A 12426-nucleotide genomic window follows, 5' to 3' on the forward strand; every position below is an offset into this window, starting at 1 on the left:
GGATGACCGGAGCGGGCGACGCGGACCCGGACGAGGTTCGGGCCTGGGTGGCGAGGACGTACGGCGGCCTCGCCGACCTGCTGGACGCCGAGCCGGGGACGTGGGACGGAGCATCGCTGTGCGCGGGCTGGCGGGCCCGGCACGTGGTGGCGCACGTGACCATGCCGGCGCGGCTGACCCCCGGGCAGTTCGGCGCCGAGCTGGCTGCCGCGGGTGGGGACTTCACCCTGGTCTCGGACACGGTGGCGGGCCGCGACGCCACCCTGCCGGCGGCCGAGCTCCTGGCGGGTGCTCGCCGTCCTCGATCACCTCGCCGCAGCGGATGGCGGGCTCTTCGGCCTCGATCTGACCGGTGTCCGCCTCGAGGCCACCGACGCCGGCTGGACCCGGGGCGATGGCGAGGCCGTCCGCACGGACAGCGGCCGGCTCGTCGCGCTGCTGGCCGGGCGCACGCTGCCGGACGGCCGCGCCCTCCGCCGCCGCTGACCCCGGCTCAGCCCTCGGTGAGCGCGGCCGCGGGCAGCCAGTCGGCGTCGAGCAGCTCGGCGATCTCCTGCAGGGAGGAGGTGTCCGCCCCGGCGGTGGAGCCGCTGACGGCCAGCCGCTCGACCATCACCCGCGCCACCTGCTCCTCCACCGTGTCGGCGGCGAAGGCGACCCGCCACGGCGAGGAGCGCCCGTCGCGGTGGGTGCGCCCGGTGACCTGCCGCGCCTGGATGCCGGAGAAGCGCGGCTGGTGGAACAGCCCCACCCGCGGGATCTCCGACGCCGTGGAGCCGCCGGGCAGCAGCTCACCGGCGTGCAGGCTGATCGACGCGGTGACGGTGAAGACGCAGACCGCGGCGTCCCCGCGCTGGAAGCGCAGCCGCTCGGCCTCGACGTCGAAGCGGTCGCGGCCGTAGATCGACGCCACCGGGATGCCGGCGTCGAGCAGCGCCTCACGGATCGGGTCGGCCGCCGTCTCCACGAACTCCACCGACACCGCGACCTGCCGCTCGGCTTCCACCTGCGCCTTGATCCAGTCGACGGTGGCCTGCACGCGGATCAGCCCGGCCTTCTGCCGGAACCGCAGCAGCGCCGCGCGACCCCGGGCGGTCTGCCGGCCGCGCCGGGCCAGCTGCATCTCCGCGCGGAACTCCGACCACCCGGCCTCGTACTGCGCCCGCTCGGCCGGGGTGAGCAGCACCGGCGTGCCCGTGACCGACACCGGCCCCCAGGGCGCCGGGCGGTGCAGCGTGGCGGGCGGGTCGGCGTCGGCGAGCCAGGACTGCAGGCGGGCGAGGTCCGCCCGGCGCTCGTCGGCGTGCTCGGTCCACTGCCAGCCGTAGCGGCCACGTTCCACGTGGAACGTGTGCCGCGCGAGCGCCTCGGGGAGGTCGGCCCACTCCTTGATGGACTCGCCGTGCCGGGCGGCGAGCTCGGGCGCCAGGTAGGGCAGCTCCAGAGGCGTGTGCGCCGGCGTCGCGGTCGCGGCCAGCACGTACGGAATGTCCTTGACGCGCGCGGCGCCGGAGACGGCCTTCCAGTGCTTCCACCGCTGCGTCGTCGTGTGCCGCACCATGTGGGCCTCGTCGGCCACGACGACGTCGAAGCGCAGCTTCGCCACCTTGCCCAGCCGGTCCCACGTGGTGACGCACCAGCGCAGACCGCCGTCGCCGAAGCCGGCGATCGAGCGCGCCCAGTGCGGGATGGTGATCGCGGCCGGCCGGTCGGCGATGACCAGGACGGTGCGCACCGGCCGCTGCGCGGCGATCTCGTGCACCGCCAGGATCGCCGTCCCGGTCTTGCCCACCCCGGGGTCGTCGCCGAGCAGGAAGACCCGGCCCCCCGCGGCGGCGTGCGCGGCCACGACCGCGGCGCCCTCCTCCTGCTGGGGGCGCGGCACCAGCGCGGGGATCACCGGGAGCGGGCGCGGCGTCTCGTTGAGCTCGTCCTCGAGGAAGCGCTCCAGGCTGTACGCCGGCGGGTCGTAGGGGGCGAGCTCCGGGGGCAGTACCGCGCCGACCCAGACGTGGGCCTGCAGCCCGGGGTGCCAGACGGCGCCCGGCGCGGGAGCGCGGAAGGGCACGGCCAGCACCCACACCCGCTCCCCCGGGCCGGCGGCGGGCAGCTCAGGGGCGGCCTTCCCCGGTGCCGGCTTCCGCGCGGTCGTCTTCCGTGGGGTCGTCTTCCGCGTCGTCGCCGCCGTCGTCCGGCGGGTGCGCGTGCTGCTGCCCGTGCTGCGGCCGCTGCCCGCGCTCCGGCGTCGTCCTGGCATCTGCATCCCCTCGTCGGTCCTCCGGCACGGTAGAGGCCGGGGACGACGTCTCCGGGCAGGAGCCGAGCGCGCCGTCGTCGGATCGTCACGCGACCGACATGCCAACCGGGGGCCCCGATGCGGTAGACCGGTCGGCGACAGCAGCCGGCGCTCGATCGGTCCCCGCCGTCCGCCGGCCCGGATGCGACGCACGGGCACCGCTGCCCGCGCCGGAGGACCTCATGACTAGAACCCTGCGCCTCCTCCTCGCCGCCCTCGTCGCCGTGGCGGCGGTGCTCCTGCAGCCCACCGGCGCCTCCGCCGCGGAGCGGACGGTGACCTACACGGTCTCCACCCGCGGGGCGGTCGCCGGCGACCTCGGGTACTTCACGGACGTCGCGCGCGACGCGCTCACCGATCCGCGCGGCTGGAGCCTGGGCGGGACCCTGGCCTTTCAGCAGGTCGGCTCGGGCAGCGACTTCGATCTGATCCTGGCCTCGCCGTCGGTGATCGCGGCGGCCTCGCCGGGGTGCAGCGCCCAGTGGAGTTGCCGGGTCGGGCGCTCGGTCTACATCAACGACGATCGCTGGCGGTTCGGCACCGCCGCGTGGCCGCACGACCTGGCGCTGTACCAGCGGTACGTGATCCTGCACGAGGTCGGGCACTGGATCGGGATCCCGCACACCGACTGCCCGACCGCGGGCCGCACCGCCTGGGTGATGCAGCAGCAGTCGATCTCGCTGCAGGGCTGCCGGGCCAACGTGTGGCCGGTCATCGCCGAGCGGGAGCAGGCGGGCTCGCGCATGGGCGTCCCGGTCACCTGGTCGGGGATCGAGGCCCGGTACCGCGCGCTGGGGCAGGGCGGCGGCATCCTCGGGGTGCCGGTGGACTGGGAGCAGCGCTCGCCGGACGGTGCCGGCGCCTACCAGAACTTCGCCCGCCCGGCGACGATCTACTGGAGCCCGGCGACCGGGGCGCACGAGATCTACGGGGCCATCCGCGGGCACTACGGGTCGCTGGGCTACGAGCTGGGCCTGCTGGGCTACCCGACGACCGGGGAGCGCGGTTCGCCGGACGGGGTGGGGCGGTACCAGAACTTCTCCCGTCCGGGGACGATCTACTTCACGCCGGCGACGGGGGCGCACGAGATCTACGGGGCCATCCGCGGGCACTACGGGTCGTTGGCCTACGAGCTCGGGCCGCTGGGCTACCCGATCACCGGCGAGCGCGGTTCGCCGGACGGCGTCGGGCGGTACCAGAACTTCTCCCGGCCCGGTGGCGCCTCGATCTACTTCTCGCCGAGCACGGGCGCGCACGAGGTGTACGGGCCCATCTGGTCGCGCTGGGGCCAGACCGGCTGGGAGCTGGGGCCGCTGGGCTACCCGACGAGCGGCGTCCAGGCCGTCGAGGGCGGCAGCCGCGTCGACTTCCAGCGGGGGCACATCACGCTGGACGCCGCCACCGGCGAGACGGAGGTCGTGCTGGACTGACCGCGGGGCCGCGCGGATCCGCGCGCTCTGGTGGAATCGCCCGGTGACGGAGAACGCCGAGGAAGCCCTGCACGCCCGGACGCTGGGTGAGGCCGGCCCGCGCGTCGTCTTCGTGCACGGCCTGTTCGGCCAGGGGAAGAACTGGACGACGATCGCCAAGGGTCTGGCCGGCGACCACCGGGTGACGCTGCTGGACCTGCCCAACCACGGACACTCCCCGTGGACCGAGCGGGTCGACTACGTGGACATGGCCGAACTGGTCGCCGCGGAGCTGGAGTCCTTCGGGGAACCGGCCACGCTCGTCGGCCACTCCATGGGCGGCAAGGTCGCGATGCAGCTGGCGCTGCGCCGGCCCGAGCTCCTGCGCGCGCTCGTCGTCGTCGACATCGCCCCGGTCGAGTACCCGCTGAAGGGTGGCCGGACCGAGGATCCCGACGAGGAGGCCTCCCCGTTCGCCGCCTTCATCGCCGCGATGCGGGCGATCGACCTGGGGGCGCTGGAGTCCCGGTCCGATGCCGACGCCGCCCTGCGCACCGCCGTCCCCAGCCGGATGGTCCGCAGCTTCCTGCTGCAGAGCCTGAGCCGGGAGGAGGAGGGCGACGGCTGGCACTGGCGGCTGAACCTCGAGCTCCTCGAGCGGGACCTCGGCGAGCTGCGCGGCTTCCCCGACCCGCCGCCGGGTGCGGTGTTCGACGGCCCGGTGCTGTGGATCGCGGGGGCGAACTCCCACTACGTGCTGCCCGAGGACCGGCCGCAGATGGACGCCCTGTTCCCCTCCACGCGGCTGGTCAAGGTGAAGAACGCCGGCCACTGGGTGCACTCCGAGCAGCCGGATGTCTTCCTGGCGACGCTGCGGCGCTTTCTCGACGGAGTCGAGGAGGAGGCGCAGGGTCTCGACGGAGTCGAGGAGGAGTCGCAGGGCCCGGGCGCGGTGGAGCGGTGACCGTCGTCCGCTCCCTGGTGCTCTTCGCGCTGGCGGCGCTGGCCGAGATCGGGGGTGCCTGGCTGGTCTGGCAGGGGGTGCGCGAGCACCGCGGCTGGGTCTGGATCGGTGCCGGGGTGATCGCGCTCGGGTTGTACGGCTTCGTGGCCACGCTGCAGCCCGACGCGAACTTCGGCCGGATCCTCGCCGCCTACGGCGGTGTCTTCGTCGCGGGGTCCCTGGCCTGGGGCATGGCCGTCGACGGGTTCCGGCCCGACCGGTACGACGTCGCCGGCGCGCTGATCTGCCTCGTCGGCGTCGCGGTGATCATGTACGCCCCGCGCGGCGCGTAGCGGACGGCGGTGCCGCCGGCGGGTCAGGGGCCGGCGCGGCTGAGGATCTCGGTTCCGTCCGGCCGGTAGGTGTGCCAGCGGCCGGTGCCGGGATCTCGCCGGATGGTGAACCCGCCTTCGTGACAGCTCGTGTGGTGCCGCTCGCAGAGGAGTGCGCCGTTGTCGCAGCTCGTCGGCCCGCCGTGCGCCCAGTGCACGACGTGGTGGACGTCGCACCACTCCGGCGGGGCGTCGCAGCCCGCGAAGACGCAGTGCGCGTCACGGACCTCGATGGCCCGGCGGATCGCCGTTGACGAGGTCCGCTGAGCGCGGCCGACGTCCAGTGGCAGCCCATCCGGGCCGGTGATGACGCGGGCGACGCTGGCATCGCAGGCCAGCCGGCGTGCCGTCTCGGGGTTGATGGGACCGGCCCAGCCCAGGGATCCGCCGGCCACGCCGGGGGCTCCTCGCGCGGCGCACAGGGCGAACCAGTCGATCGTCACCCGCACGTGCGGCCGCTCACCGCGGACGTCGGGGAGGGAGCCCCCGTCGAGAGCCCCACGAGCCAGGGCGACCAGCGCATCGGCCTGCCGCTCGGCGTGTGAGCGGGTGTCACCAGCAGGGCGGTCGCCGTTCATGAGAGCGCCCAGCGCGCTGTGCAGGTACTCGCCGCCGGCGGCATCCAGCTCGCCGCGCAGGTGGACGCGCCCGTCAAGGCCGGACGCCATGCTGAAACGTCGGCGGACATCGGCAGCGTCGTCCAAGGTTCCGTCGGGGTCGACCCCGGCGACCCACTCCTTCACGCCCCGAGCGGTTTCGTGCGGGGCTGTGGCCCGGGCAAGGTCGGCCAGGATGCCGTCGGTCTCGCCGAGGTCGATCCCCATCTCGGCCGCCTTGGCGATCCGGCCGGGCGTCATGGCCTTCGTGATGACCCGGGCGTGCGCGGCGCTGATCGCCCCGGCGGCGAAAGCCGCCGCGGTCTCCGGAAGCTGTTCCAGCCTCCGGCCGGTCGACACCGTGGCCGTCGTCTGCTCGGGCGCCATGCGGCAGCTGCCGCGCAACCAGGCCTGCATGGAGACGGCGCCGTCACGGCGGTAGGCCTCCCGGCGGTCGGCCGCCCGTACCGCGGTGGTGAGTGCCGCGGCGACCCGGTTCGCGGTGGTGCTCAGCTCGCCGACGAGGTCGAGCAACGTGTCGTCCGACAGATCGGTCAGGTCGATCGCGGCCAGCTCATCGAGGGCGGAGCGCAGCTCGGACACCTGCTGCCTCCCTCCCGCGGGACCTCGACCGACACACCGACAGTAGAGGCGGGGTACGACAAAAACCGCAGGTCATCCGGGCGGTCGAGTGATCCGATCCCGGCCGGTCGGACGAAGGATCCGGTCGGCCTCCTGGTCCGACGCCCGACGCGGTGCCGGGATCCGCGTCCGCGCATCGGCTCCCCAGTCGGGGTGGTCGGTGGCCGCGCGCCGCGTCCGTGCGGCCACCACGTGCCGTCACGATGGTGCGACCGCCGGGGACGTGCTCCCGGCGCCGCAGCCCAGGAGCGAGCAGATGACGTACCCCGGTCCGAACCACCCCGGCGCCGACGACCCGTACCGGCCGGCCCCGGCGGCCTGGGGTCAGCAGCCGGCGCCCTACGGCGGTCCTGCGCAGCCCGGCGGCTACCAGGGCCCGCCGCCTCCGCCGCCGGGCGGTCACCCTGGTCCCTACGGGCAGCCGTACCCCGGCCCCTACGGCCAGCCGCCGTACGGCGGCTACCCGTACGCGCCGCCGCAGCGCACCAACGGCATGGCCATCGCCTCGATGGTCTTGGGCATCCTCTGGCTGTACTGGATCGGCAGCATCCTGGCGCTGGTCTTCGGCTACGTCGCCAAGCGGCAGATCCAGGAGCGCGGCGAGGCCGGCGGTGGCATGGCGACGGCGGGGATCGTGCTCGGCTGGATCGGCGTGGGGTTCTTCACCCTCTTCGTCCTCTTCGGGGTCGCGTCCACCGCCGGCTACTGAGTTCTCACGGGTCCACGGACCACCGTCCGCGCGGACGGCTTGGTCCGCCGTCGCGCGCGACCCCTGGAGCACCGGGTCTCCCGCTGCCATCCTGGCCGGGTGCGGCAGGAGTCGGTGGTGCACCGCCCGCACCCGGTGCTGCGCCCCTACCTCGCCGCCGCGCTCGGCTACCGGCACGAGGGCTTCCCGCCCGGCGAGCACCTGGGCCTCCCCTCCCCCTGGCTGACCGTCGTCCTCACCCTGGACGACCCGCTGGAGATGGCGGCGCATCCCGACCCGGCACAGTCGCCCGGCCGGTTCGACGCCCTGGTGGGCGGGCTGCACACCCGCCCGGCGCGGATCGTCCACCCCGGCCGGCAGGCCGGCATCCAGCTCTCCCTCACGCCGCTGGGTGCGCGGGCGCTGCTCGGCGTGCCCGCCGGCGAGCTGGCCTCGGCGGACGTCGCGCTGGAGGACCTGCTGGGCCCGGCGGGCGGGGAGCTGCTCGCCCGGGTCCGCGCCGCCGACGGCTGGCCGGCCCGGTTCGCCGCGCTCGACCACGGGCTGCTGCGCCGGCTGCGGGACGACGACGGCGTCCCGGCGGAGGTGGCCGAGGCCTGGCGGCTGACGACGGCGGGCGGCGGCCGGCTGCGCGTCGCCCAGGTGGCCGCCCGGGTCGGCTGGTCCACCCGGTACCTCGAGCGGCGGTTCCGCGCCGAGACGGGGCTGGGCCCGAAGGAGGCGGCCCGCGTGGTGCGGTTCGACGCGGCTCGCCGCGCGCTCGCCGCCCGCGTCTCCCGTGGTCTGCCGCCGGACCTCGCCGGCCTCGCCGTCGCCGCCGGGTTCAGCGACCAGGCGCACCTGACCCGGGAGTGGACGGCGTTCTCGGGGCTGGCGCCGACCCGCTGGCTGGCCGCGGAGTTCGGATACGTGCAAGACACCTCCGCGCTGGACTCGGCACTCTCGGGGGCATGACGAACCCGATGACCACCGCAGAGGCATCCGGCGCGGGCCAGGCCCCGCCGCCGCAGGTGTGGCCCGCCTTCCGCGCCCGCGACGCCCGGGCGCTCATCCGCTTCCTCGTCGACGCGTTCGGCTTCGAGGAGACGGTCACCTACGGCGAGGGTGGGCGGGTGGACCACGCCCAGCTCGACTGGCCCGAGGGCGGCGGCGTCATGCTCGGCTCGGTGTGCGACGACGGCGGGCAGTGGCCGGTGGAGTCCACCGGCTGCTACGTGGTCACGGCCGACCCGGACGCCGTGCACGCCCGCGCGGTCGCCGCCGGCGCCGAGATCGTCCGGCCGCCGTACGACACCGACCACGGCTCCCGGGACTTCGCCGCCCGAGATCCCGAGGGCAACCTGTGGCAGTTCGGCACGTACCGGGGCGAGCCCCGCCGGGGCGCCTGAGCTCGCGCCGGACCGGCGCGGGCGCCAAGATCAACGGCATGAGCGACGCCCGCGCCGGACAGCCCGCCCAGCCCGCCGACCTGATCGACGTGGCCTCGGTGGTCAGCGCGTACTACACCGTCGAGCCCGACCCGGCCGAGCCCGCCCAGCAGGTCGCGTTCGGCACGTCCGGGCACCGCGGGTCGTCGCTCGACGCGGCGTTCAACGAGGCGCACATCCTCGCGACCACGCAGGCGATCTGCGAGTACCGGGCCGAGCAGGGCTTCGACGGGCCGCTCTTCCTCGGCCGGGACACCCACGCGCTCTCCGAGCCGGCCTGGGCGACGGCGCTGGAGGTGCTGGCCGCCAACGACGTTCCCGTGCTGGTCGACGCCGGCGGCCGGTACACCCCGACGCCGGCGATCAGCCACGCGATCCTGCGGGCCAACCAGGGCAAGGGGCAGGGGCTGGCCGACGGCATCGTGGTGACGCCGTCGCACAACCCGCCGCGCGACGGCGGCTTCAAGTACAACCCGCCCAGCGGCGGGCCCGCCGACACCGACGCCACGGGCTGGATCGCCGGCCGGGCCAACGACCTGCTCCGGGCCGGGCTCAGCGGGGTCCGCCGGGTGCCGGTCGAGCAGGCGCGCTCCGCGGCGCAGGCCTACGACTTCCTCGGCACCTACGTCGACGACCTGCCCCAGGTCGTCGACCTCGACGCGATCCGGGAGGCGGGCGTCCGCATCGGCGCCGACCCGCTCGGCGGCGCCAGCGTCGACTACTGGTCGGCCATCGCCGAACGGCACCGGCTCGACCTCACCGTCGTCAACCCGCTCGTCGACCCCACCTGGCGGTTCATGACGCTGGACTGGGACGGCAAGATCCGGATGGACTGCTCCTCCCCCTCCGCGATGGCGTCGCTGGTCGACCGCCGGCACGAGTTCCAGATCGCCACCGGCAACGACGCCGACGCCGACCGGCACGGCATCGTCACCCCCGACGGCGGGCTGATGAACCCCAACCACTTCCTCGCCGTCGCGATCGCGTACCTGCTCAGCCACCGCCCCGGCTGGGCCAAGGAGGTCGCCGTCGGCAAGACCCTGGTGTCCAGCTCGCTCATCGACCGGGTGGTGGCCGACCTGGACCGCCGGCTGGTCGAGGTGCCCGTCGGCTTCAAGTGGTTCGTCCCGGGCCTGCTCGACGGCTCGGTCGCCTTCGGCGGCGAGGAGTCCGCCGGCGCCTCCTTCCTGCGCCGCGACGGCGGCGTCTGGACGACGGACAAGGACGGCATCCTGCTCGCGCTGCTGGCCGCCGAGATCCAGGCCGTCACCGGCCGGTCCCCCTCGAAGCTGCACGAGCAGCTCACCGACCACTTCGGGGAGTCGGCCTACGCCCGCATCGACGCCCCGGCGAGCCGCGCGGAGAAGGCGGCCCTGGGCAAGCTCTCCCCCGAGGACGTCGCCGCGACCGAGCTGGCCGGCGAGCCGATCACCGCCAAGCTCACCCGCGCCGCGGGCAACGACGCCCCGATCGGCGGCCTCAAGGTGACCACGGAGAACGCCTGGTTCGCCGCCCGCCCGTCGGGCACCGAGGACGTCTACAAGATCTACGCGGAGTCCTTCCGCGGCCCCGAGCACCTCGCCCAGGTGCAGGAGGAGGCCAAGGCCGTCGTGACGGCGGCCCTCGGGAGGTGATGCCGTACCCCGGCGGGCCGGTCGAGGACCGCCGGGGTACGGGAGGACGACAGGTCACACGGTGTCCTCGTCGACCCAGTCCAGGGACTTCGTCACCGCCTTCTGCCAGTTGCGGTAGTTCCGCTCGCGCTCCTCGGCCGCCATCTGCGGCTCCCAGCGCTTGTCCTCGGCCCACTTGGCGGTCAGCTCGTCGAGGTCGGACCAGAAGCCCACCGCGAGCCCGGCCGCGTAGGCGGCACCCAGCGCCGTCGTCTCGGCGATCTCCGGCCGGATCACCGGCACGTCGAGCAGGTCGGCCTGGAACTGCATGAGCAGCTCGTTGCCGACCATCCCGCCGTCCACCCGCAGCTCGGTCAGGTCGACGCCGGAGTCGGCGTTCATCGCATCGAGCACCTCGCGGGTCTGGTAGGCGGTCGCCTCCAGCACCGCCCGGGCGAGGTGACCCTTGTTCACGTACCGGGTCAGCCCGACGACGGCCCCGCGGGCGTCGGACCGCCAGTGCGGGGCGAACAGCCCGGAGAACGCCGGGACGAAGTAGGAGCCGCCGTTGTCGTCGACCGAGCGGGCCAGGTCCTCGATCTCCGGGGCGCTCCTGATCATGCCGAGGTTGTCGCGCACCCACTGCACCAGCGACCCGGTGACCGCGATCGACCCCTCCAGCGCGTACACGGGCTTCGCGTCGCCGAGCTGGTAGCACAGCGTCGTGAGCAGGCCGTTCTGCGACGGCACGGCCTCCTCGCCGGTGTTCAGCAGCATGAAGTTGCCGGTGCCGTAGGTGTTCTTGGCCATCCCCCGCTCGAAGCAGACCTGCCCGAACGTCGCCGCCTGCTGGTCGCCCAGCGATCCCGAGATCGGCACCCCGGCGAGGAATCCGGCCTTGCGCCCCTTGCCGTACTCCTCCGAGTTGGACCGGATCTCCGGCAGCATCGACACCGGGATGCCCATCTCCTCGGCGATGGACTCGTCCCAGGCCAGCGTCCGGTAGTCCATGAGCATCGTGCGTGAGGCGTTGGAGACGTCGGTGAGGTGCTGGCCGCCGTCGGCACCGCCGGTCATGTTCCACATGAGCCAGGAGTCGATGGTGCCCATGAGCAGCTCGCCGCGCTCGGCCCGCGCGCGGGCGCCCTCGACGTTGTCCAGGATCCAGCGGACCTTGGGCCCGGCGAAGTAGGTGGCCAGCGGCAGGCCGACCCGGTCCTTGTACCGGTCGGCCCCGCCGCCCAGCGCGCCGAGCTCCTCGATGATCTTCGTGGTGCGGGTGTCCTGCCAGACGATGGCGTTGTAGACCGGCTCGCCGGTCGCCCGGTCCCAGACGACGGCGGTCTCGCGCTGGTTGGTGATGCCCACGGCGACGATGTCGGCGGGGCCGGCGTCGCTGCGGGCGATGGCCTGGCCGACCACCTCGCGGGTGTTGCGCCAGATCTCCATCGCGTCGTGCTCGACCCACCCGGCCCGCGGGAAGATCTGCTCGTGCTCCTTCTGCCCGACCGACACCACCGCGCCGTCGTGGTCGAAGATCATGCAGCGGGTGCTCGTGGTGCCCTGGTCGATGGCTGCGACGTACTGCGGCATGGCTGTTCCTCTCGGTCGGGCGGTCAGAACGGGACGTGCGACAGGCCGCCCGCGAGGACGGCACCGACGAGCGGACCCACGATCGGGACCCAGGCGTACCCCCAGTTGCTGCCGCCCTTGCCCCGGATGGGCAGGACGGCGTGGGCGAGGCGCGGGCCGAGGTCGCGGGCGGGGTTGATGGCGTAGCCGGTGGGGCCACCGAGCGAGGCGCCGATGCCGACGACGAGCAGGGCGACGGCCAGCGGGCCGAGCTGCGTGGGCGTGTCGCCGAACCGGAGGATCACGTACACCAGCACGAAGGTGCCGATGACCTCGGTGACGACGTTGTCCTTGACCGTGCCGATCGCCGGCCCGGTGGCGAAGGTGCCCAGCTGCGTCCCGGCGGCCTCCGGGTCGTTGTAGTGCCCGTAGTAGGCCAGGTAGGCGAGGACCGCGCCGAGGAAGGCACCGACCAGCTGGCCGGCGAAGTAGACCAGGGTGGCGGCCACGGTGACCGGGACGCCGGGGGCGTACTCCGCGGTCCCGCTCACCCACAGGCCGACGGTGACGGCCGGGTTGATGTGCGCTCCGGACGCCGCACCCGCGAAGACGCCGGCGAAGACCGCGAGCCCCCAGCCGAAGATGACGACGATCCAGCCGCCGCCGTTGCCGAACGTCTTGGGCAGCGCGACGTTGGCGACCACCCCGACGCCGAGCAGCAGCAGGATCCCGGTGCCGAGCACTTCGCTGCCGAAGACCGTCCAGAGGCTCGTGGTGTCCACGTTCAGGCGCTCCTCGAGGTGGGCCCGCAGCATCGCGGGTCGCGG

12 protein-coding genes and 1 pseudogene are annotated in these 12426 nt (G+C 74.3%); 9 read left to right on the top strand and 4 right to left on the bottom strand.

Annotation, left to right across the window (positions count from 1 at the left end):
• Positions 1–2 precede the first annotated feature (2 nt).
• Positions 3–308, top strand: a pseudogene (locus QOZ88_RS23230) (maleylpyruvate isomerase N-terminal domain-containing protein); the annotation flags it as partial.
• Positions 289–486: a hypothetical protein gene (locus QOZ88_RS19965; RefSeq protein ID WP_306001453.1), complete on the top strand. Its 198-nt coding sequence runs from the start codon at positions 289–291 to the stop codon at positions 484–486. The pseudogene QOZ88_RS23230 and the gene QOZ88_RS19965, both read left to right, overlap by 20 nt.
• A gap of 7 nt (positions 487–493) precedes the next feature.
• On the opposite strand, the gene QOZ88_RS19970 is transcribed toward QOZ88_RS19965, so the two are convergent.
• Positions 494–2257, bottom strand: coding sequence for a DEAD/DEAH box helicase (locus tag QOZ88_RS19970; protein WP_306001454.1), 1764 nt, complete (start codon positions 2255–2257; stop codon positions 494–496).
• Between the two features lie 221 nt (positions 2258–2478).
• On the opposite strand from QOZ88_RS19970, the gene QOZ88_RS19975 reads away from it, so the two are divergent.
• The 3 genes from QOZ88_RS19975 to QOZ88_RS19985 are packed head-to-tail and all read left to right on the top strand — an operon-like array spanning position 2479 to position 5001.
• Positions 2479–3726 carry a DUF3152 domain-containing protein gene (locus tag QOZ88_RS19975; protein ID WP_306001455.1) on the top strand — a complete coding sequence of 416 codons (1248 nt, stop codon included), beginning with the start codon at positions 2479–2481 and terminating at the stop codon, positions 3724–3726.
• A 43-nt stretch (positions 3727–3769) separates the two neighbouring features.
• A complete protein-coding gene (locus QOZ88_RS19980) occupies positions 3770–4669 on the top strand; it encodes an alpha/beta fold hydrolase (RefSeq protein WP_306001456.1) in 900 nt (299 codons plus the stop codon).
• The gene (locus tag QOZ88_RS19985; protein WP_306001457.1) at positions 4666–5001 is read left to right on the top strand and encodes a YnfA family protein; all 336 of its coding nucleotides are present in this window, start codon (positions 4666–4668) and stop codon (positions 4999–5001) included. The genes QOZ88_RS19980 and QOZ88_RS19985 overlap by 4 nt, the downstream gene beginning before the upstream one ends.
• Positions 5002–5024: 23 nt before the next feature.
• Here the strand turns inward: QOZ88_RS19985 and QOZ88_RS19990 are convergent, their stop codons facing one another.
• The gene (locus tag QOZ88_RS19990; RefSeq protein ID WP_306001458.1) at positions 5025–6239 is read right to left on the bottom strand and encodes an HNH endonuclease signature motif containing protein; all 1215 of its coding nucleotides are present in this window, start codon (positions 6237–6239) and stop codon (positions 5025–5027) included.
• A gap of 295 nt (positions 6240–6534) precedes the next feature.
• Here QOZ88_RS19990 and QOZ88_RS19995 point away from each other — a divergent pair, with 295 nt between their 5' ends.
• The 4 genes from QOZ88_RS19995 (at position 6535) to pgm (ending at position 10048) form a co-directional block, all read left to right on the top strand.
• The gene (locus QOZ88_RS19995) at positions 6535–6987 is read left to right on the top strand and encodes a DUF4190 domain-containing protein (protein WP_306001459.1); all 453 of its coding nucleotides are present in this window, start codon (positions 6535–6537) and stop codon (positions 6985–6987) included.
• A gap of 99 nt (positions 6988–7086) precedes the next feature.
• A complete protein-coding gene (locus QOZ88_RS20000) occupies positions 7087–7941 on the top strand; it encodes an AraC family transcriptional regulator (RefSeq protein WP_306001460.1) in 855 nt (284 codons plus the stop codon).
• Positions 7938–8375, top strand: a complete 438-nt coding sequence (locus QOZ88_RS20005; protein ID WP_306001461.1) for a VOC family protein — start codon at positions 7938–7940, stop codon at positions 8373–8375. The genes QOZ88_RS20000 and QOZ88_RS20005 overlap by 4 nt, the downstream gene beginning before the upstream one ends.
• Positions 8376–8413: 38 nt before the next feature.
• Positions 8414–10048: a phosphoglucomutase (alpha-D-glucose-1,6-bisphosphate-dependent) gene (pgm, locus tag QOZ88_RS20010; protein WP_306001462.1), complete on the top strand. Its 1635-nt coding sequence runs from the start codon at positions 8414–8416 to the stop codon at positions 10046–10048.
• Between the two features lie 54 nt (positions 10049–10102).
• Here the strand turns inward: pgm and glpK are convergent, their stop codons facing one another.
• Together glpK and QOZ88_RS20020 are read right to left on the bottom strand one after the other, a co-directional pair.
• A complete protein-coding gene (glpK, locus tag QOZ88_RS20015) occupies positions 10103–11620 on the bottom strand; it encodes a glycerol kinase GlpK (RefSeq protein ID WP_306001463.1) in 1518 nt (505 codons plus the stop codon).
• Positions 11621–11643: 23 nt separating this feature from the next.
• Entirely contained in the window at positions 11644–12381 is a 738-nt protein-coding gene (locus tag QOZ88_RS20020) for an MIP/aquaporin family protein (protein WP_306001464.1), read from the bottom strand.
• Positions 12382–12426 lie beyond the last annotated feature (45 nt).

This window comes from Blastococcus carthaginiensis, from assembly GCF_030731085.1.
GTDB classification, from domain to species: domain Bacteria; phylum Actinomycetota; class Actinomycetes; order Mycobacteriales; family Geodermatophilaceae; genus Blastococcus; species Blastococcus carthaginiensis.